At 75.1% G+C, this 19,149-nt stretch carries 15 protein-coding genes; 8 read left to right on the top strand and 7 right to left on the bottom strand.

Features of this window, described 5'->3' with window-relative positions; all coding sequences use genetic code 11:
- Window positions 1-11: 11 nt before the first annotated feature.
- Both OG335_RS10190 and OG335_RS10185 read right to left on the bottom strand, forming a co-directional pair.
- Window positions 12-1,712 (bottom strand): IucA/IucC family protein, encoded by a 1,701-nt coding sequence (locus tag OG335_RS10190; protein WP_405010739.1) that lies wholly within the window; start codon window positions 1,710-1,712, stop codon window positions 12-14.
- Window positions 1,709-2,905: an acetyl-CoA carboxylase biotin carboxylase subunit family protein gene (locus OG335_RS10185; RefSeq protein ID WP_405010738.1), complete on the bottom strand. Its 1,197-nt coding sequence runs from the start codon at window positions 2,903-2,905 to the stop codon at window positions 1,709-1,711. Before OG335_RS10185 ends, OG335_RS10190 begins: the two co-directional genes overlap by 4 nt.
- A gap of 347 nt (window positions 2,906-3,252) precedes the next feature.
- Between OG335_RS10185 and OG335_RS10180 the strand changes: the two genes are divergently transcribed.
- The gene (locus OG335_RS10180; protein WP_405010737.1) at window positions 3,253-4,029 is read left to right on the top strand and encodes a (2Fe-2S)-binding protein; all 777 of its coding nucleotides are present in this window, start codon (window positions 3,253-3,255) and stop codon (window positions 4,027-4,029) included.
- A gap of 25 nt (window positions 4,030-4,054) precedes the next feature.
- On the opposite strand, the gene OG335_RS10175 is transcribed toward OG335_RS10180, so the two are convergent.
- Both OG335_RS10175 and OG335_RS10170 read right to left on the bottom strand, forming a co-directional pair.
- Complete coding sequence (locus tag OG335_RS10175) at window positions 4,055-4,945, bottom strand: DMT family transporter (RefSeq protein ID WP_405010736.1); 891 nt, start codon at window positions 4,943-4,945, stop codon at window positions 4,055-4,057.
- 135 nt (window positions 4,946-5,080) lie between these two features.
- Window positions 5,081-5,845 carry a MerR family transcriptional regulator gene (locus tag OG335_RS10170; protein ID WP_405010735.1) on the bottom strand — a complete coding sequence of 255 codons (765 nt, stop codon included), beginning with the start codon at window positions 5,843-5,845 and terminating at the stop codon, window positions 5,081-5,083.
- Between the two features lie 149 nt (window positions 5,846-5,994).
- Between OG335_RS10170 and OG335_RS10165 the strand changes: the two genes are divergently transcribed.
- The 6 genes from OG335_RS10165 to OG335_RS10140 all read left to right on the top strand — a co-directional run bounded on the left by OG335_RS10165 (window position 5,995) and on the right by OG335_RS10140 (window position 13,468).
- Window positions 5,995-7,533 carry a flavin-containing monooxygenase gene (locus OG335_RS10165; RefSeq protein WP_405010734.1) on the top strand — a complete coding sequence of 513 codons (1,539 nt, stop codon included), beginning with the start codon at window positions 5,995-5,997 and terminating at the stop codon, window positions 7,531-7,533.
- Window positions 7,530-8,465: an alpha/beta fold hydrolase gene (locus OG335_RS10160; RefSeq protein ID WP_405010733.1), complete on the top strand. Its 936-nt coding sequence runs from the start codon at window positions 7,530-7,532 to the stop codon at window positions 8,463-8,465. Before OG335_RS10165 ends, OG335_RS10160 begins: the two co-directional genes overlap by 4 nt.
- Window positions 8,462-9,403 carry an SDR family oxidoreductase gene (locus OG335_RS10155; RefSeq protein WP_405010732.1) on the top strand — a complete coding sequence of 314 codons (942 nt, stop codon included), beginning with the start codon at window positions 8,462-8,464 and terminating at the stop codon, window positions 9,401-9,403. The genes OG335_RS10160 and OG335_RS10155 overlap by 4 nt, the downstream gene beginning before the upstream one ends.
- Before the next feature lie 251 nt (window positions 9,404-9,654).
- Window positions 9,655-10,665: a zinc metalloprotease gene (locus OG335_RS10150; RefSeq protein ID WP_405010731.1), complete on the top strand. Its 1,011-nt coding sequence runs from the start codon at window positions 9,655-9,657 to the stop codon at window positions 10,663-10,665.
- Window positions 10,666-10,761: 96 nt separating this feature from the next.
- Window positions 10,762-11,535: an SDR family NAD(P)-dependent oxidoreductase gene (locus OG335_RS10145; protein WP_405010730.1), complete on the top strand. Its 774-nt coding sequence runs from the start codon at window positions 10,762-10,764 to the stop codon at window positions 11,533-11,535.
- 130 nt (window positions 11,536-11,665) lie between these two features.
- Window positions 11,666-13,468 (top strand): ABC transporter ATP-binding protein, encoded by a 1,803-nt coding sequence (locus OG335_RS10140; protein WP_405010729.1) that lies wholly within the window; start codon window positions 11,666-11,668, stop codon window positions 13,466-13,468.
- On the opposite strand, the gene OG335_RS10135 is transcribed toward OG335_RS10140, so the two are convergent.
- A complete protein-coding gene (locus tag OG335_RS10135; RefSeq protein ID WP_405010728.1) occupies window positions 13,465-14,004 on the bottom strand; it encodes a MarR family winged helix-turn-helix transcriptional regulator in 540 nt (179 codons plus the stop codon). The two genes, OG335_RS10140 and OG335_RS10135, sit on opposite strands and share 4 nt — an antisense overlap.
- A gap of 45 nt (window positions 14,005-14,049) precedes the next feature.
- Here OG335_RS10135 and OG335_RS10130 point away from each other — a divergent pair, with 45 nt between their 5' ends.
- A complete protein-coding gene (locus tag OG335_RS10130) occupies window positions 14,050-15,003 on the top strand; it encodes an EamA family transporter (protein ID WP_405010727.1) in 954 nt (317 codons plus the stop codon).
- An 82-nt stretch (window positions 15,004-15,085) separates the two neighbouring features.
- Here OG335_RS10130 and OG335_RS10125 read toward each other — a convergent pair whose 3' ends face one another.
- Window positions 15,086-15,757 carry a lysophospholipid acyltransferase family protein gene (locus OG335_RS10125; RefSeq protein ID WP_405010726.1) on the bottom strand — a complete coding sequence of 224 codons (672 nt, stop codon included), beginning with the start codon at window positions 15,755-15,757 and terminating at the stop codon, window positions 15,086-15,088.
- Window positions 15,758-15,971: 214 nt separating this feature from the next.
- On the bottom strand, window positions 15,972-18,191 hold the full coding sequence (locus OG335_RS10120) for a CDP-glycerol glycerophosphotransferase family protein (protein WP_405010725.1): 2,220 nt from the start codon (window positions 18,189-18,191) through the stop codon (window positions 15,972-15,974).
- Window positions 18,192-19,149: the final 958 nt, after the last annotated feature.

Here is a 19,149-nt window from a genome sequence, read left to right as displayed (position 1 = left end):
GGTCGGGGCGCTCACCTGGGCGCGGACCGAAGGTAGTTGGGCCCGGTGGTGTAGTGCTTGTTGATGTCGGCGGCGCCGGAGCGTTCCTTGCTGAGCAGGGTGCCGGCGGTGACCATGGCCTTCACGGGCAGTTCGTCGGCGTCGAGGAGGGCGGCGCGCAGCGGTGCGCCGGTGTCGCCGAGCCGGTCGAGGGCCTCGCCGAGGCGGGCGCGGAGCAGGCCGAGGGTGCGGTCGAGGGGGGCGCGGCCGAGGTCGGCGAGGCCGAAGGCGAGGGCTCCGGCGCAGAGGTGCCCGGTGATCGTGGCGAACAGGTCGACGACCGGCCGGTCGTCCGTGCCGGGTATCCGCGCATCGTCGAACTCCTCACCGTACGGGGCGAGTTCCCCCAGCCGGGTGGTGTTGATGCGCGGGCCGTCGTCGTCCTTGAGGAGCAGCCGCAGCCGGGTGCGGCCGCCGGGCCGGTCGAGCACGAGGGAGGTGTTCTGCTGGTGGGACTCCAGGGCGATGCCGTAGGAGAACAGCGTGGTGTGCCAGTCCAGTAGCAGGCGGAGCAGGTCGTCGTAGAGGCGCAGCGGGTCGCCGTCGTGGAAGCGGTCGGCGAGGTGGTCGACGACGGTGCGGCCGCCGGGGGCGGGGGCGAGCAGTGCGGCGAGCGGCACGGTCACGGCGTCGTCGAGCCCGTGGGGCTGGCGGCGGAGCAGGACCGCGACGAGTTCGTCGCCGGCGTGGGCCCAGCACTGTTCGTCGGCGTGCAGGACGGCGCCGGCGAAGCGGGGTTCGCGGGCGGTGACGGCGGCGAGCAGCCGCTGGCCGGCGGCTCCGTCGACGAGGCTGCCGGGCTTGATGGTGCGCCGGTTCCGCAGACCCAGGGTGGCGGTGGCGAGGGGGAGTTTGAGGTGGCTGGAGGGGTCCTGGACGACGGCGACGGTGCGCATCGACAGGGTGGGCCGGACGGTCAGGTAGGGCCGTTCGGCGAGGTGCGCGCCGGGCACCCGGGCGGCCAGGCCGGGTGCGGCGGTGAGCGGGTGGACGGGCACGGTGAGGCCGCGGCCGGTGAGTCCGAGGTCGGCGGGGGTGGGCCACCAGGCGGGCAGCGGGCCGGTGCCGTGCACGGTGAGGGCGTGTTCCGGGAGGACGAGCCAGCGCAGTTCGAAGGCGGGGTGGAACTCCGGTGCGTAGGCGCGGAGCTGGTCGTCGTCGAGGCCTGCGCGGCCGCGGCCGGCGGGGTAGACGGGGTGGTCGAGGTAGGCGGCGAGGGTGTCGAAGCCGAGGGTGCCGGCGGGGCCGGTCCAGTCGGCGGGGTCCGGGCCGAGGCGGTCGGCGAGGGCGGCGAGGACGGAGGGCCCGGAGCGGTCGTGGAGGTGCATGGTGGCGAGGGTCTGGCGGCACTCCTCGGCGAAGGCCAGGTGGCCGTGCCGGTCGAGGGGGTCGGCGAGGGCGGTGACGGCGGCGAGCACGTCGTCGAGGCGGGTGAGGGGGCGGCCGTCGACCTCCAGGAGGGCGAGGCGGGCGGTCCAGCGGCTCTGGAAGCCGTCCTCGGCGACCGGCAGGGCCAGCCGGGTGCCGCGCAGCCAGGGGCCGTCGGGCCGGAGCTCGCGGGTGGCGCGGGTGCGCAGGCCGAGCACGTCCTCGCGGTGCAGGGCGCCGAGGACGCGGCGGGTGAGGAGGTCCTCCTGGCGGGTGGCGGGCCGGGGCCGGGGCACGCCGTTCACGGGGTGATCTCCCAGCGGTTGGCGTCGACGAACCGGCTGACCGCGCGGTCGACGGCCTGCTGGTCGGGGCCGACCGCCCAGACGACGCCGAGGTAGTCGCGGTTGGTGCGGTGGTGCTCGTGGTGTTCGCCGAGGGCGCGGACGGGCCGGTAGACGAGCTGGACGCCGTCGGCCTCGTGCTCCTGCGGTGCGGGTGCGGCGGTGAGGGTGCCGGCCCGGTCGGCGAGGACGGCGCGGTTGTGCCCGTACCGTCCGGTGCGGGTGCCGAGGTCGTCGGGCAGCGGGTGCCCGAGGTGGACGGCCAGCACGTGCTCGAAGTACGGGATGCCGAGGAGGCGGGCCAGCATGAGGTCGCACTGGTCGCCGATGGCGCGGTAGTTGACCTCGACGATGCGGGCGCGGCCGTCCGGCTGGACGACGAACTCGGTGTGGCAGGCGCCGAGTCCGACCCCGAGGGCGTCCAGCTGGGCGAGCACCTGGTCGACCACCGGGCGGGGGTGGGCGGCGACGAACTCCAGCGACTCCTCGACGAAGTACGGCGGCGGGGAGAGCCGGGTGCGGAAGCCGCCGAGCACGTGGCGGCGGGTGCCGTCGCCGAGCGTCTCCAGGGTGTGGAGCTCGCCGACGAGGAACTCCTCGACCACGAGGGCGTCCTGGGGGCGGCGGGTACGGACCGCGGCGACGTGCGCGGCGAGTTCGGCGGGGCCGGCGGCGAGGGCGACGTCCTCGCTGGCGACGCCCTCGCGGGGCTTGACGACGCAGGGGTAGGGCGGGTCGAGCGTGGCGACGTCCCGGCCGGGCGGGAGTTCGAGGGCGCGGACGGTGTCGTGGCCGGTGGCGGCGAGGCGGCGGCGCAGCTCGGCCTTGTTCTTCGTCCGCAGGGCGGCCCGCCAGTCCTTGGCGGGCAGGCCGAAGTAGTCGGCGGTGAGGGCGGTCTGGGTCTGCAGATGGTCGCTGTTGCTGAACACGGCGTCGGGGGCGCCGAGCCGGGAGGCCAGGGCGATGACCTCGCGGTGGTCGCGGACCTCGCAGGCCGTCACCCCGGGGGGTGCGGGGAGGCCGGCGTAGGCGGCGCGGTGCGCCTCGGGGTGGTCGGTGAGGACGGTGACCGTGAGGCCGAGGCGGGCGGCGGCGGGCAGGAAGCCCTCGGTGACCGAGTCGGTGGGGTTCAGGGCGAGCAGGTACAGCCGCATGGCGTCGTCCTCGGGGTGGTGGCAGGAGGGGCCCGCGCGGGGCTGATCGGGGGGCGTCTCGGAGCGGGGACGGTCAGGAGGGTTGCCGCGGCGGGTGGTTGGGGCGGTGGGCGTCCGGTGCGGTCGATCGTGCCCGGGGGCGGGGCGTGGAAACCGCGTGGCGGTGCCGGGGCGTGGCGGGGTGCGGTGTTTCGTCACTCGTGGTTCTCTGGTGGGCACGGAACGGAACATTAGGTTAGGCGTTCCTAATTCCGTCAAATCCGCCGGGGTGGTGCGGGTCCGCGGATTGACGGCCTGTCAGTTGGATGTAAGGTGAGGCATACCTTAGTTGATCACAGGAGTGCCCCATGCTCCAGCTGACGGCCCCGCCGTCCCCCGCACCCGGCGGTGCGTCCGGATCGATTCGACGCCTTGTCGACATCTGTCCGGCGCTGCCCGTCACGCTGCTCGCCGCCCCGCCCGCCGACACCTCGCGCTGGTGCGCCGGGGCGGACCTCGCGCCGCGGGCGGAGGCGCTGGTCGCCGCCGAGGCCGCCCGCATCGAGGCCGCCCACGGCGCCGCACCGCGCCCCCACGTGGCCGCCTCCCGGCTGCTCCACCACTACCTCTGGGCGCTGTGCCTGCTCACCGCCGGGCCCTGGTACCTGGACGGCCGCCTCGCCCGGATCGCCCCCGCGGCCTTCTGGATCGAGGAGTCCACCGGGGCCCTGGCGCTGCTCGCGGACGTACCGGGCGCGGGGCCCGCCACCCCGGCGCAGCTGCGGACCGCCGTCGCCGCCCACGCCGGGCCGGTGCTGGGCGCCTTCCAGCCGTACGTGCGGCGCGGCCCGCACGCGCTGTGGGGCATGGTGACGGACGATCTGGTCTCCGCCCTCTGGTACCTCGGCCGCGCGCTCGGCGAGGAGGACCGCGCCGTCGCCGCCGCGGCCGCGCTGCTGCCCGGCGGCACCCCGCCCTTCGCCGGGGCCGCGGCCTTCCGCACGCTCCCCGGCACGGCGGGGCGCGCCCACTGGACGCGCACCCGGCAGGGCTGCTGCCTCTACTACGCGATCAGCCCGGCCGAGGCCTGCGTGACCTGCCCGCGCACCGTCGACGAGGAGCGCGTGCGGCGGCTGGAGGCCTGACACCCCGGCGCGGCCGGCCCCCCGGTCAGCCCCGGCGGGAGACCGCCACGCCCGCCAGGCAGAGCGCACCGCCCGCCAGCGTCAGTGCGGCCGGCACCTCGCCGAGCGCGGCCCAGGCCATCAGCACGACGAGCGCCGGCACCGCGTAGGTCGTGGCGCCCATCCGCCCGGCGGTGGTGCGGGCGAGGGCGTACGCCCAGGTGGTGAAGGCGAGGGCGGTCGGGAACAGTCCGAGGTAGACCATGTCGAGGGTGGCCCGCACGGGCGCCGCGCCGAGGTCGGAGACCAGCTGCGGCGCGAACGGCAGGCAGGCCACCGCCCCGATCAGGCAGCCGAAGGCCGTCACCTGCAGCGGGGAGCCGTGCCGCAGCGCGGGCTTCTGGGCGACCACCCCGCCGGCGTACGAGACCGCGGCGAGCAGACAGAGGCCGATGCCGAGGGCGGAGCCGGTGCCCGTGTCGCCGGCCGTCGACAGGCCGACCACCGCGGCGCCCGCGAACGACACCGCCAGCCCGGCGAGCAGGGACCGGGGGAACCCCTCGCGCAGGACCCAGCCGCCGAGCACGGCGATCAGCACCGGTCCGATGTTGACCACCATCGCCGCGGTGCCCGCGTCGACCTCCTGCTCGCCCCAGTTGAGCGCCACCATGTAGAGGCCGAACCAGAGCAGCCCGGAGATCGCGATGCCGGGCCACGCGGCCCGCGGCGGCAGTCCCTCGCCGCGGACGGCCAGCAGCGCCAGCAGTGCCACGGCGCCGACGAGGAGGCGGCCGAGGGCGAGCGCGCCGGGCCCGAAGTGCGGTCCGGCGTCGCGGATGGCGACGAACGCGGAGGCCCACAGCAGGACGGTCGTGGTGGCGGCGGCCAGTGCGCGGACGTCCGGGCGGGTGGTGCCGTCGGTGAGGGTCTGCTCCATGGCGCGCAGGCTACCGGTGGCGCGCCGCCCGGCCGACCGGGTTTCTCGCGGCGGCGGCACCGGCCGTGGGGCGGCACCGGCACCGGCCCGGCCGCGGCGGCCGCGGGGCGGTACCCGCCCGGCCGGGGCCGGGTCTCACTCCCGGGCGAGCAGGCGTTCGTACGCGGCCCGGACCTTGCGGTCCATGGCGAGCGAGAACTGGGCGTCGGCGGTGGCGCGGGCGAGCGGGCGGACGCGGCGGATCCGCTCGGTGAGGCCGGCGGCCTCGGCGGGGGTCAGGTCGTCGACGTGGGCGAGGCCGCCGAGCAGGTGGTCGCGGGCGAGGTCGGTGAACGCCTCGGCGACGGCGTCGAGGTGCTGCTGGGCCTTGCGGCTGGCGGCGAGCACGGCGGCCAGCGGCACGCCCTCGGCGACGAGGGCGAGGGTGGCGTCCATCAGACGGCGGCTGATGTGGGTGATGCCGTCCTCGTCGAGGGTGATGTAGCCCTGGGCGATGGTCTCGGCGGTGTTCTCCGGGGTGAGCTGGTCGCCGAAGGCGGCGACGAGCTCGTCCCAGCCGAGGCGCACGGGTGTCTCGTCCGACCAGGGGGTGGCGATCTCGTCGCGCAGTCCGATGAGGTCGGCGACGTCGCGGCCGCTCTCGCCGGCGCCGATGAGTTCGGCGATGCCGCCCAGGGTGTGTCCGCGGTCGAGGAGTTCGCCGATCACGCGCAGCCGGGCGAGGTGGTGCCCGCCGTACCAGGCGATGCGGCCCTCCTTGCGGGGTGGCTGGAGGAGCTTGCGCTCCCGGTAGAAGCGCAGGGTGCGCGTGGTGATGCCGGCGGCCTCGGCGAGTTCCTCGACGCGGTACTCGCGGGGCTGCCCGGTGCTGCTGGTGATCTCCGCCACGCGGCTCAGCATAGGGCGGTGACCGGGTGAACCGGACCGGCCCGGCGTCTTCCCGGAACGCACGGCAGCGGCTACCCTCCAATCGTGCCAGTGATTACTGGCACGGTTCGACCGGTCGTGCATGCCCCTCCCATGCCCCACCCTCGCCCTGGAGCCGCCGTATGGCATCGCGCAGCAAGCAGTCCCCCGATCCCGCCGCCGACCCGGCCGCCGCGCCGCACGTCCGGGTCGCCGTGATCGGCTCCGGCTTCGGCGGCCTGGGCGCCGGCGTGCGGCTCCGACGGGCCGGCATCACCGACTTCGTCATCCTGGAGCGCGCCGCCTCCGTCGGCGGCACCTGGCGCGACAACAGCTACCCCGGCTGTGCCTGCGACGTGCCCTCGCACCTCTACTCCTTCTCCTTCGCGCCCAACCCGGAGTGGCCCCGCAGCTTCTCCGGGCAGCCCGACATCCGCGCCTACCTGGAGAAGGTCACCGACACCTTCGGCCTCCGCCCGCACCTGCGCTTCGGCGCCGAGGTCACCGAGGCCCGCTGGGAGGAGGGCCCGGCCCGCTGGCGCCTCACCACCGCCGCCGGCACCTGGACGGCCGACGCGGTCGTCTCCGCCGCCGGCCCGCTCGCCGACCCGCAGATCCCCGACATCCCGGGCCTCGCCGACTTCCCCGGCACGGTCTTCCACTCCTCCCGCTGGGACCACGACTACGACCTCGCCGGCAAGCGGGTGGCCGTCGTCGGCACCGGCGCCTCCGCCGCGCAGATCATCCCGGCCATCCAGCCGAAGGTCGGCCGGCTCACCGTCTTCCAGCGCACCCCCGCCTGGGTCATGCCGCGGCGCGACCGCGAGATCACCGGCCTGGAGAAGTGGCTGCACGGCGCGCTCCCGCCGACCGGCGCGCTGCGGCGCGGCACCCTCTTCGCGCTGCGCGAGCTCCAGGTCGACGCCTTCGTGCGCCGGCCCGGTCTGCTCAGGCTGGTGCAGCGGATCGCCGAGCGGCACATCGCCCGCGGCGTGAAGGACCCGCAGCTGCGCGCCCGCCTCACCCCGGACTACCGGATCGGCTGCAAGCGCATCCTGCTCAGCAACACCTACTACCCGGCGCTCGCGGCGCCCAACGCCGAGGTCGTCCCCGGGGGCCTCGCCGAGGTGCGCGGCTCCACCCTGGTCGGCGCCGACGGCAGCGAGCACGAGGCCGACGCGATCGTCTTCGGCACCGGCTTCCACGTCACCGACATGCCGATCGGCCGGCGGGTCTTCGGCGTCGGCGGCCGGAACCTGGCGGAGGAGTGGAAGGGCGGCATGGAGGCGCTGCGCGGCTCCACCGTGCACGGCTTCCCCAACCTCTTCTTCGTGATCGGCCCGAACACCGGGCTCGGCAACAGCTCGATGATCCTCATGATCGAGTCGCAGCTGAACTACCTGGTCGACGCCCTCGGCGCGCTCGACTCCGTCGGCGCCACCGCGATGCAGCCCACCGCCCGCGCCCAGCGCCACTGGAACCTCGAACTCCAGCAGAGGATGTCACGCACCGTCTGGACGACCGGCGGCTGCACCAGCTGGTACCTCGACGAGGGCGGCCGCAACACCGTGCTCTGGCCGGGCTCGACCACCGCCTTCCGCCGCGCCACCCGCCGGGTCGACCTCGGCGAGTACGAGCTGATCAAGCGCACCGCCCCGGTGGCCGAGGGGGTGCCGGCATGATCGACCGCGACTTCGTCCTCCCCGACCCGGCCGCCGTGCACCGGGTGGTCTCGGCCGACGGCACCGGCCTGAACGTCGAGGAGTACGGCCCCGCGGGCGCCCCGCTCGTCGTGCTCGCGCACGGCTGGACGTGCTCCACGCCGTTCTGGGCGCCGGTCGTCCACCGGCTGGCCGCCGACCACCGGGTGATCGCCTACGACCAGCGCGGCCACGGACGCAGCGACCGGCCGTCCGGCCCGGCCGGGTACGGCACCCGGCAGCTGGCCGACGACCTGGAGGCCGTGCTGTCCGCGGTCGTGCCGGTCGGCGGGCGGGCCGTGCTCGCCGGGCACAGCATGGGCGGCATGACGATCATGGCCGCCGCGGACCGCGCCGGGGTCGCGGCGCGCACCGCGGGCGCCGTCCTGATCAGCACCGGTCCGGCCGACCTCGTCGCCGAGCTGCTGGTGGTGCCGGCGGCCGTCCGCCCCGCCGGGCTGCGCCGGGCGCTGCACCGCCTCGTCCTGGAGTCGCGCCTGCCGCTGGGCCGGGTCAACGCGGTCAGCCGCGCCCTGCTCAAGTACGCCACCATGGGCCCGCGCACCCCGGCGGCGCAGGTGCAGGCGTGCGCCCTGGTGGTGCACGCCTGCCCGACGGCCGTGCGGCACGGCTGGGCGAAGGTGCTCGGCACGCTGGACGTGACGGAGGGTCTGGCGAGGATCGCCGTGCCGACCGCCGTCGTCGTCGGCACCGCCGACCGGCTGACCCCGCCGGTGCACGCCCGCCGGATCGCCGCCGCGCTGCCGGACCCCCGCGGCCTGCTGGAGCTGCCCGGCGTGGGCCACATGTCGCCGGTCGAACGGCCCGACGAGGTGGCCGCCGAGATCCGCCGGATCGTCGCGGCCGCCGAGGGCGCGCCGTCCACCGAGAACGAGAGGAGCCGCACCGCATGAACCCGCCCCTGTCCTCCCAGGTCGTGGTGGTGACCGGAGCCGCCCGCGGCGTCGGCGCCCTGATGGCCCGCCGGCTCTCCGCGCGGGGCGCGAAGGTCGCCCTGGTCGGCCTGGAGCCGGCCGAGCTCGAGGCGGTGGCCGCCACGTGCGGCCCGGACGCCTCCGCGTGGGAGGCCGACGTCACCGACCTGGACGCGCTGACCGCGGTCGCCCGGCGGATCCTGGACCGGTACGGCCGGATCGACACCGTCGTCGCCAACGCGGGCATCGCCATCGGCGGCCCGCTGCTCGACAGCGACCACCGGGCGTTCACCCGGGTGATCGAGGTCAACCTGCTGGGCAGCGTCGCCACCGCGCGGGCGTTCCTGCCCGCGCTGACCGAGAGCCGCGGCTACCTGCTGCAGATCGCCTCGCTCGCCGCGCTCACCCCGGCCCCGCTGATGTCCGCGTACTGCGCCAGCAAGTCCGGCGTGGAGGCGTTCGCGCACGCGCTGCGCGCCGAGGTCGCCCATCAGGGCGTCAGGGTCGGGGTCGGCTACCTCAGCTGGACCGACACCGACATGGTGCGCGGGGCCGACCAGGACGCCGTGCTGAAGCAGATGCGGGCCCGGCTGCCGTGGCCGGCCAACAAGACGTACCCGCTGGAGCCGGCCGTCGACCGGCTGGTCGCGGGGATCGCCCGGCGCTCGGCGCACGTGTACGCGCAGGCCTGGCTGCGCGGCATGCAGCCGGTCCGCTGGCTGGTGCCGTCGGTGATCGCCCTCGGCGGGCGCCGCGACATGGCCCGGCTGGAGCCGCAGTTGAAGGCGACGGCGGGGGAGCGCCTGCGCCCGGTGGGGGCCGGCGGGGCGGCCGACTCGGCGGTGTCGGGGGCGGGCGCCGGGGTCGCCCGGACGGGTGACCCGGCGGCGCGTCCGGTGGACCCGGGGGCCGAATAGCCGTCAGTCTTCGACCGGGGTGGCGGACTTCGCCACCCCGGTCTGGCGGTTTCCGGCCACGGGGCTGGTGTTGCGGGGAGGTAAAAGCTCCCCCTGGACGGACCGATCGCCGGTAAACCTCCGGCATTTGAGTGATTTGTCCGTAGTATTTCGCGGCCTGAACGCATCTGACGCGTGCACGGCGGGAATGCGTAGCCTCTGCTCGGCGGCACCCACGGCCGCCGTCCCCCACACCCTCTCCGGGAGAGCAGATGCGCCGTTCTGCCCGTGTCCTCAGCCCTGTCCTGGCCGTCCTGCGGGGCAACCGCCTGCTCGCCGCGGCCGCCCTCGCCGGCGTCCTGTCGGTCGGTCAACTCGCCCTGCCCGCCTCCTCCGCCGTGCTCGGTGCGCCGTCCGCGTCGGCGTGTACGACCGACTCCGGCCAGGACGCCGGGGCCCGCCGCGGCACCGGCTCCTCGGCCCACGAGCCGAACGCCGTCACCGACGCCCAGGCCCAGGCGATGGACGCCGACCTCAAGGCGAAGGTCGCGAAGCTGGCGAAGTCCGCCCAGGGCTCCCAGCTGCTGGCCGACTCCGCCCTCGCGGCGACGAGCATCCCGGTCTACGTGCACGTCGTGCACTCCGGCACCACCGGCAAGCTCTCCGCCTCCGCCATCGCCGGCCAGATCGCCGTGCTGAACGCCGCGTACGGCGGCCAGGGCACCGGCAACGTCGCCACCCCGTTCAGCTTCTCGCTGGCCGGCACCGACTACACCGACAAGGCCGCCTGGTACAACGGCATCACCCCGGGCTCCTCGGCGGAGAGCGCGATGAAGTCCGCGCTGCGCAAGGGCGGCGCCAACGCGCTGAACCTCTACACCGCGAGCCTCGGCGACGGCCTGCTCGGCTGGGCGACCTTCCCGAGCTCGTACTCCTCCGACCCCACCGACGACGGCGTCGTCATGCTGGACACCTCGGTGCCCGGCGGCTCCGCCACCAACTACAACGAGGGCGACACCGCCACCCACGAGGTCGGCCACTGGCTGGGGCTTTACCACACCTTCCAGGGCGGCTGCAACGGCAACGGCGACTACGTGTCGGACACCCCGGCCGAGAAGAGCGCCGCCTACGCCTGCCCGACCGGCCGCGACACCTGCACCGCCAAGGCCGGTGTCGACCCGATCCACAACTTCATGGACTACACCTACGACTCCTGCATGTACCAGTTCACCGCGGGCCAGGTGACCCGCATGACGAACTCCTGGGCCTCCTACCGCGCCTGACCGCGCGGTACGACCCCCGCCGCCGCCCGTCCGGGATCCGCTCCCGGGCGGGCGGCGCCGGTGCGCGCGGGCCGTCCGGATCGGTACGGTCGGCGCATGACCACTGCTCTCATCACCGGCGCGACCGCCGGCATCGGCGCCGCCTTCGCCCGCCGCCTCGCCCGGGACGGCCGCGACCTCGTCCTGGTCGCCCGCGACACCGAGCGGCTGGACGCGGCCGCCGCCGACCTCGCGAAGCGCTTCGGGGTGCGGGTCACCACGCTCACCGCCGACCTCGCCACCGAGGCCGGGATCGCCGCCGTCGAGGAACGGCTGCGCTCCGGCGACCGGCCGGTGGACATCCTGGTCAACAACGCGGGCTTCGGGAACAAGGGCGCCTTCCTCGACGTGCCGCTGCAGGCCGAGCTCGACATGGTGAGGGTGCACGTCGAGGCGATCCTGCGGACGACCTCCGCCGCCCTGCCCGGCATGCGCGAGCGCGGCCGCGGCGCCGTCGTCAACGTCGCGTCGGTCGCCGCCTTCCTGCCGCGCGGCACGTACGGCGCGAGCAAGGCGTGGGTGGTGAGCTTCACCCAGGGCATCGCCCGCGACCTCGGCGGCACCGGGGTGCGGCTGCAGGCGCTGTGCCCCGGGTTCACCCGGACGGAGTTCCACCAGCGCGCCGGAATGGGCACCTCGAACATCCCGTCGTGGGGCTGGCTGACCGCCGACCGGGTGGTCGACGACTCGCTGCGCGACCTGGCCCGCGGCCGCACGCTCTCGGTGCCGGGCAAGCGCTACAAGGCCGCCGTGGCCCTCGCCAGGCTGCTGCCGAGCGGCCGGATGGGTGCGGTCTCCTCGAAGGCCGGGCGCAGCTACGGGACCGACTGAGCGGGAGACTGGGGACGGTACGGCCGGGCGGCCCGCGGGAATAGAGCAAGGCTCACTGTTAGTTCGGCTAAAAGTGAGCCTTACTCCACTCGGCAGACCGCCCCGCCCGCCCCGACCCCGGAGGCCGCCCTTGAAGCTCGACCGGATCGACTGGACCCCTCCCGAACGCGACGGTGCCGAACCCGCCCCGCCCGCGCAGATCCGCCGCATCCTCGCCCTGTTCCGCCCCTACCGCGGGCGGCTGGCGATCGTCGGCCTGCTCGTCGCGGCCTCGGCCGTGGTCTCGGTGATCACGCCGTTCCTGCTGCGCGCCGTGCTCGACACCGCCATCCCGCAGGGCCGCACCGGCCTGCTCACCGTGCTCGCGCTCGGCATGATCGCGGCCGCGGTCGTCAACAGCATCTTCAACGTGCTGCAGACCCTCATATCCACCGTCGTCGGCCAGCGCGTCATGCACGACCTGCGCACCTCCGTCTACAGCCACCTCCAGCGGATGTCGCTGGCCTTCTTCACCCGCACCCGCACCGGCGAGGTGCAGTCGCGCATCGCCAACGACATCGGCGGCATGCAGTCGACCGTCACCATGACGGCCACCTCGCTGGTCTCCAACCTCACCGGCGTCATCGCCACGGTCGTCGCCATGCTCGCCCTCGACTGGCGCCTCACCGTGATCTCCCTGCTGCTGCTCCCGCTGTTCGTCTGGATCAGCCGCCGGGTCGGCAGCGAGCGCAAGAAGATCACCACCGAGCGGCAGCGCAAGCTCGCCGCCATGAGCTCCGCCGTCCAGGAGTCGCTCTCCGTCAGCGGCATCCTCCTCGGCCGCACCATGGGCCGCTCCGACTCGCTCTCGCGCGAGTTCACCCAGCAGTCCGACGAGCTCGCCGGGCTGGAGGTCCGGGTCAACATGGCCGGACGCTGGCGCATGTCGACCATCCAGATCGTCATGGCGGCCATGCCCGCGCTGATCTACTGGGCCGCCGGGCTCGCCGCCGCGGGCGGCGCGCCGATCGTCTCCGTCGGCACCCTCGTCGCCTTCGTCTCCCTCCAGCAGGGCCTCTTCCGCCCGACCGTCAGCCTGCTCTCCACCGGCGTCCAGGTGCAGGTCTCGCTCGCGCTCTTCCAGCGGATCTTCGAGTACCTCGACCTGCCCGTCGAGACCGCCGAGCCGGCCAGGCCGGTGCGGCTCGCCGAGGTGCGCGGCGACGTCACCTTCGAGGGTGTCGAGTTCGCCTACCAGGGCGGCCAGGACCGGCCCACCCTCGGCGGCGTCGACCTCAAGGTGCCCGCAGGCAGCTCGCTCGCCGTCGTCGGCGAGACCGGCTCCGGCAAGACGACGCTCAGCTACCTGGTGCCGCGGCTCTACGACGTCACCGGCGGCCGGGTCTGCATCGACGGCACCGACGTCCGCGACCTCTCCTTCGAGACCCTGGCCCGCGCGGTCGGCGTGGTCTCCCAGGAGACGTACCTCTTCCACGCCTCCGTCGCCGACAACCTGCGCTTCGCCAAGCCCGACGCCACCGGCGAGGAGCTCGTCGCGGCCGCCCGCGCGGCCCAGATCCACGCGATGATCGCCGACCTGCCCGACGGCTACGACACCGTGGTCGGCGAGCGCGGCTACCGCTTCTCCGGCGGCGAGAAGCAACGGCTCGCCATCGCCCGCACCATCCTGCGCAACCCGCCCGTGCTGATCCTCGACGAGGCCACCAGCGCCCTCGACAACCGCACCGAGGCCGCCGTGCAGCAGGCGATCGACGCCCTCGCCGCGGGCCGCACCACCATCACCATCGCGCACCGGCTCTCCACCGTGCGGCACGCCGACCAGATCGCCGTGCTCGACAGGGGTGAGGTGGTCGAGCTCGGCACCCACGAGGAACTGCTCGACCGCGGCGGCCACTACGCGGCCCTGCTGCGCCGGGAGGCCGGGACCGGTTAGGTCCCGCCCGGCCGGGGATCCTCCGGGGCGTCGTCCCCGAGCGACAGCAGCAGGGTGCGCAGCGTGCCGGCGAGTGCGTCGAGCTCGTCGGCGCCGAGGGCGGCGAGCAGGCGGTGCTCGTTGGCGACGTGGTCGGGCAGCGCCCGGTCGATCAGCTCGCGCCCCCGGGCGGTGAGGGCGACGTGCACCACGCGGGCGTCCTCGGTGCTGCGGGTGCGGGCGACCAGGCCGCCGGCCTCCAGGCGGTCCAGGCGCTGGCTGACGGCGCCGGAGGTGACCATCGAGGTCTGCATGAGCCGGGCCGGGGTGAGCCGGTGCGGGGGGTCGCTGCGGCGCAGCGTGGCGAGCATGTCGAAGGAGGCGGCGTCGAGGCCGTGCTCGGCGAAGGTGCGGCGCAGCCCGGTGTCCAGCAGACGGGCGAGCCGGCGGAGCCGTCCGATCACCGCCATCGGTGAGACGTCCAGGTCGGGGCGCTGCCGGGCCCACTGGGCCAGCACGAGATCGACGTGGTCACGGGGGGGCCCGGCATCGGTCATGGCGTCAGGGTAGCCAATCTCTTAGCGGTGAGATAATTTATCTTAGTGCTAAGGAATCGTCCTGCGACCCTGCTGCTGACCGCCCTGGCGCCGAGCGTCTGGGGCACCACCTACTACGTCACCACCGAGTTCCTGCCCCCGGGCCGGCCGCTGCTCGCCGCCGTGCTGCGCGCCCTCCCGGCCGGGCTGCTGCTCGTCGCCGCCACCCGGCGGCTGCCCGTCGGCGTGTGGTGGTGGCGCTCCCTCGTCCTCGGCACCCTCAACATCGGCGTCTTCCTCGCCCTGCTCTTCGTCGCCGCCTACCGCCTGCCGGGCGGTGTGGCCGCCACCGTCGGCGCCCTGCAGCCGCTGCTCGCCGCCCTGCTCTCCGCCGGACTGCTGGGCATCCGCCCGACCCGGCGCACCCTTCTCGCCGGCCTGGCCGGCGTGCTGGGCGTCGCCCTGCTGGTGCTGCGGTCCACCGCCCGCCTGGACGCCGTCGGCCTCGCCGCCGCCCTGGGCAGCGCCGCGGTGATGGCGACCGGCGTCGTGCTCAGCAAGCGCTGGACCCCGCCCGCGCCGGTGCTCGCCACCACCGGCTGGCAGCTCGTGGCCGGCGGCCTGGTGCTGCTGCCCGTCGCCCTGCTCGTCGAAGGGCCGCCGCCCGCGGAGCTGACCGCGGACAACCTGCTCGGCTACGCCTGGCTCTCCGTGGTCGGCGCCGCCCTCGCCTACACCCTGTGGTTCCGCGGCATCCGTGCCCTCCCGCCGACCGACGTCACCTTCCTCGGCCTGCTCAGCCCGGTGGTGGCCACCGCCGTCGGCCTGCTGGCGCTGGGGCAGGGGCTGACGGCCGCCCAGGCCGCCGGAGGCCTCCTCGTGCTCGGCGCCCTGGTGGCGGCCCAGTGGCGGCCCGCGCCCGCCGCCCGGCCGGACGCGCACGACGCCGCCCGGCCCGGCGCCACGGCGACGCCGACCGGGGCCGACGGGCAGCCCGCCCGCGGAGGCGCGGGCCGGTGACCGACCGGGCCCCGGGCGCTCCTCCGCCGGCGCGGCCGGACGCGCCGAACACCCGCCGGGCGGCCTCGCCGGCGGAGGAGCCTCAGGCGGCCTTCGGCGTCTCGTTGTAGGACTCGGCCAGCTCCTGGCCGGAGAGCTCGTGGATCGCCGCCATCACCTCGTCGGTGACCTGGCGGCGGGCCCGGGCCGAACGGGCCTGCCCGTGCAGCTCGGTGAAGTGCAGCGGCGCGCCGAAGCGCACGGTCACCCGGCGGACGCGCGGGATGCGCCGGCCGACCGGCAGGATCTCCTGCGGGCCCTCCAGCGCGACCGGCACCACCGGCACGCCCGCGGTCAGCGCCAGCCAGGCCACGCCGGTCTTGCCGCGGTACAGGCGGCCGTCCAGCGAGCGGGTGCCCTCCGGGTAGATGCCGAACGCGTTGCCGTCGTTCAGGATGCCGAGCGCCTGGTCCAGCGACGCCGCGGCCGAGCGGTAGTCGCCGCGCTCGACCGGCACCGCGTTGATCGCGGAGGTGAAGAAGGCGCGGGAGATCGCCCCCTTGATCCCCGTGCCGGTGAAGTACTCGGCCTTCGCCAGGAAGAACACCTGGCGCGGCGCCGTCAGCGGGATCACCACGCTGTCGACGAAGGACAGGTGGTTGCTGGCCAGGATCACCCCACCCCTGCGAGGCACGTGCTCCAGACCCTCGACGACCGGCCGGTAGACGGCCTTCGCGAGCGGCTTGAGCACGAACTTCGTGATGAGGTTGAGCATGGGCCCTCCCTGGCCGGCCTGCGTGTCCGGGCCGGACGGCCCGCGATCAGCTCGCAGATTACGACATGCACCCCCGCGGGCGTCCACTCCCTCCGGCCGGTCGCCGGGTGCGATTCTCGTCACGCTGCGCGCAGGGGTGACTGCGGAGCAGAATGGCCGGGACCGACGGTGCGTCATGCCGGTGCCGCCGAGCGGGGGTCGGGTGGACGGCGGGTCAGGCCGTCAGCACCCGCGGGCTCTGCTCCCCGGCGGGGGAACCGGTCGGGAAGACCGCGCGGACGACCCGCTCCGCGGCGTGTCCGTCGTCCCACGGGCAGAACCGGGTGCGGAAGGCGGCCCGCAGGTCGGGGCGGGGGTCTCCGGCGAGGAGGGCCTCGGCGGTGGCCGGGGTGGTGGTGGCGACCGGCCCGGGCGCCTCGGCGAGGAGGTCGAGGTAGGCGCCGCGGACGGCGCGGTACTCCTCCCAGTCCGGGGCGAAGACGGTGATCGGCCGGTCCAGCACCGCGTAGTCGAACATGACCGAGGAGTAGTCGGTGAGCAGGGCGTCGGCCGCCAGGCAGAGGTCCTCCACCACCGGGTGGGCGGACACGTCGACGATCCGGGCGGCGTCCGGGCCGGCGGCGAGGGCCCCGGGGCCGCCGGTGTGGAAGTAGTGCGTGCGGACGAGCAGGGTGTGGCCCGGGCCCAGGAGGCGGGCCAGCGCGGGCAGGTCGAGCAGGGGCAGGTAGCCGCCGCGGGCCTCGCGGTGCGTCGGGGCGTACAGCACGGTGCGCTGCCCCTCCGCGATGCCGAGGGCCTCCCGGACGGCCGCGCACTCCTCCGGGGTGGCCAGCGCCAGCCGGTCGTTGCGCGGGTAGCCCGTCTCCAGCAGCTCGTAGCGGCCGGGGAAGGCCCGCGAGAAGTGCTCGCTGGTGTGCGGGTTGGGGGAGACCAGGTAGTCCCAGCGGGCGACGGCCTCCCGCAGCCGGTCGAAGTCCATGCCGTCGGCGGCGACCGGGTGCGCCCGCAGGTCCATGCCCATGGACTTCAGCGGGGTGCCGTGCTGGGTCTGCACGTGCACGGAGCCCGGGCGCTTGCCCATCGTGTGCGGGAAGTTGACGTTGTTGACGAAGTACTTGGCGGTGGCCGTCGCCCGCAGGTAGGCGGGCGAGTTGAGCAGCACGTACGGCACCCCGGCGGGCAGGATCGCGGCCTGTGCGCGGGTCTCCACCACCCACACCCCGCGGATCTGCGGTGCGAGCTCGCGGGCCTTCTCGTAGATCGCCGCGGGGTTGCAGGCGTAGCCGCGGTGCCAGTAGGCGGCGTAGACCGCGAGGTGCGCGTCGAGCGGCAGCCGGCGGAAGGCGTTGTAGGCGGTGAAGCGGGCGCCGCCGCGGACCACCCGCCGCACGGCCGGCGCGAGGGCCAGGGTGCCCTCGCGGGCGGCCCGGGGCAGCCCCCTGGTGCGGCGCAGCTCGTCGTACGGGCGCCGGGCGCCCCGCGCGGCGAGCCGGTACGGCACGCCCCGGGGGCCGCGCGGGAAGTGGTGGCCGTCCGGGCGGTGCCGGGTGATGTGGTCGGTGATCCGGCGGAAGAAGTCGGCGCGCAGGTCGGCCGGCACCAGCCCGGGGGTGTCGTACACGGTGAGTGCCTGGCGGACGGTCCGCTCGAAGACGAGCGGGCGCAGCGGGTCGTCGCGGCGGTCGAGGAAGGCGAAGATCGCGTCGTACTGGGCGAAGGCGTCGGCGTGCCGGGCGGAGGCGGTGCTGGTGATCGCGCCGGGGCGGCCGCGCCGGTAGGTGTAGCAGGAGCGGTCGAGGAAGCGCAGGCGGCGGGCGGCGAGGAGGACCGGGTAGGTGACGGAGATGTCCTCGTAGTAGCCGCGGCCGAAGGAGACGCCGAGGTCGAGCAGGAAGGTGCGTCGCACGATCTTGTTCCACACCGCCATGACGGCGCGCAGCAGGTCGGGCTGGTCGGCCGCGGTGCAGCCGGCGGTGAGGGCGGGGGTGGCGAGCACCCGGTGCCAGGGGTTGGGCTCGGTTCCGCCGTCGGCGTAGGCGTGGCTGAAGTCGGTGAGGAGCACGTCCGCGGGGTGCTCGCCCGACCGGGCGCGCTCCTCCTCGCGGGCGAGCTCGGCGAGGACGGCGTCCAGGGCGCCGTCGGGCAGCCAGTCGTCGCTGTCGACGAACCAGACGTAGGTGCCGGCTGCCTCGGCCAGGCCGGCGGCGCGGGCGCCGCCGAGCCCCTGGTTCTCGGTGAGGTGGAGGACGCGCATCCGGCCGTCCCGGGCGGCGTGCGCGTCGAGGAGGGCGGGGCACCCGTCGGGGGAGAGGTCGTCGACGGCGATGATCTCGACCGTGCCGGGGGCGGCGTCGGCCCGGAGCGAGTCCAGGCATGCGGGGAGGAAGCGTTCCACTCCATGGACCGGCAGGACAATGCTGAGGAGGGGGCTCACGCTCGTTCACTCCGCGAAGACGGTGGGTCGGCGGATGCTCGCCCGCTACAGCTCACTCTAGCGAGCGGATGTGGACGGCCGGTTGACCAAAAGTGATCGCAGTGGTGTCGAAAGATGTCCGGGATTGATCGATGCCGGAGGCCGTCGCAGGTCAGACGCTCCCCGGCGGTGATCGCGGGCCGGTCCGGCGTCCGGGGGCCGGGGCGGGCGGGGCGGGGGTGCCGGGCGGTGTCGCGCCGGTCACCGGGCTCGGACGGCCCGGAAAACGCGACCGCCGGTGCCGCGCCGTGCGAGCGGCGGCACCGGCAGTCCGGTTGGCGGCCCAGCCGACCCTCAACGGCCGGCCGCCGGTCCGTACACCGCACCTGAGTCGGGCCGCCGCAGCGTCGAGACGGCCGGACAGTGACTCATGGAGGTGTCGGAAGCTTCATCTGTCGAACTCATTCGACAGGGTCTCCCGGGGGGTGGCCCGGGATTCCTTGTCTGAGGAAATATTGCTTGTAGGTTTCCGCCACGTCAATCCCCTCGGCGCGTTCAAGTTCTGAAGAAACGCTCCTGTCATGATCGGCCGCGGAGGGTGACCGCCGCACCGGCGGGCGCCCAGCCCCCGGTCAGCGCCCCGCGGCCTTGATCCGATGCTCCCACCGCCGGACCGGACGGCACCGCTCCGCGGGCGCGCTCTCACCCGCACCGGTGACCCCGCCGCCCGCCGCGTCACCCGTTCCCGTTCGGTCCTCCCGATCGCCGCCCGCCGCCCGGGGCCGCCCCGGCCCGCTGCCGCACCGCCCTCGGGAGCGCCCGGCGGCCCCCGCGCGCCGGGGCCGCACCGCCGTACGCGGACCGCGCCCCCGCCTGCCGCCACCGGCGGGTTTGCCGTCCCGGCGGCCCGCCCCGCACCGGGCCGGAGCGGGCCCGATCGATGCCCAGTCGTGACCGATGGCGCCGGTATCTGGTGAAG

It is taken from the genome of Kitasatospora sp. NBC_01539, from assembly GCF_045040525.1.
GTDB lineage: Bacteria > Actinomycetota > Actinomycetes > Streptomycetales > Streptomycetaceae > Kitasatospora.
Note: the sequence above shows the minus strand (reverse complement) of the source record. Positions and strands in the feature narration are given on the sequence as shown.

Bases quoted from the DNA above. Each gene is read 5' to 3' on its own strand.
- OG335_RS10185 (WP_405010738.1), bottom strand. From the start codon at position 2,905: ATGCGGCTGTACCTGCTCGCCCTGAACCCCACCGACTCGGTCACCGAG.
- OG335_RS10180 (WP_405010737.1), top strand. From the start codon at position 3,253: ATGCTCCAGCTGACGGCCCCGCCGTCCCCCGCACCCGGCGGTGCGTCC.
- OG335_RS10175 (WP_405010736.1), bottom strand. From the start codon at position 4,945: ATGGAGCAGACCCTCACCGACGGCACCACCCGCCCGGACGTCCGCGCA.
- OG335_RS10170 (WP_405010735.1), bottom strand. From the start codon at position 5,845: ATGCTGAGCCGCGTGGCGGAGATCACCAGCAGCACCGGGCAGCCCCGC.
- OG335_RS10165 (WP_405010734.1), top strand. From the start codon at position 5,995: ATGGCATCGCGCAGCAAGCAGTCCCCCGATCCCGCCGCCGACCCGGCC.
- OG335_RS10160 (WP_405010733.1), top strand. From the start codon at position 7,530: ATGATCGACCGCGACTTCGTCCTCCCCGACCCGGCCGCCGTGCACCGG.
- OG335_RS10155 (WP_405010732.1), top strand. From the start codon at position 8,462: ATGAACCCGCCCCTGTCCTCCCAGGTCGTGGTGGTGACCGGAGCCGCC.
- OG335_RS10150 (WP_405010731.1), top strand. From the start codon at position 9,655: ATGCGCCGTTCTGCCCGTGTCCTCAGCCCTGTCCTGGCCGTCCTGCGG.
- OG335_RS10145 (WP_405010730.1), top strand. From the start codon at position 10,762: ATGACCACTGCTCTCATCACCGGCGCGACCGCCGGCATCGGCGCCGCC.
- OG335_RS10135 (WP_405010728.1), bottom strand. From the start codon at position 14,004: ATGACCGATGCCGGGCCCCCCCGTGACCACGTCGATCTCGTGCTGGCC.
- OG335_RS10125 (WP_405010726.1), bottom strand. From the start codon at position 15,757: ATGCTCAACCTCATCACGAAGTTCGTGCTCAAGCCGCTCGCGAAGGCC.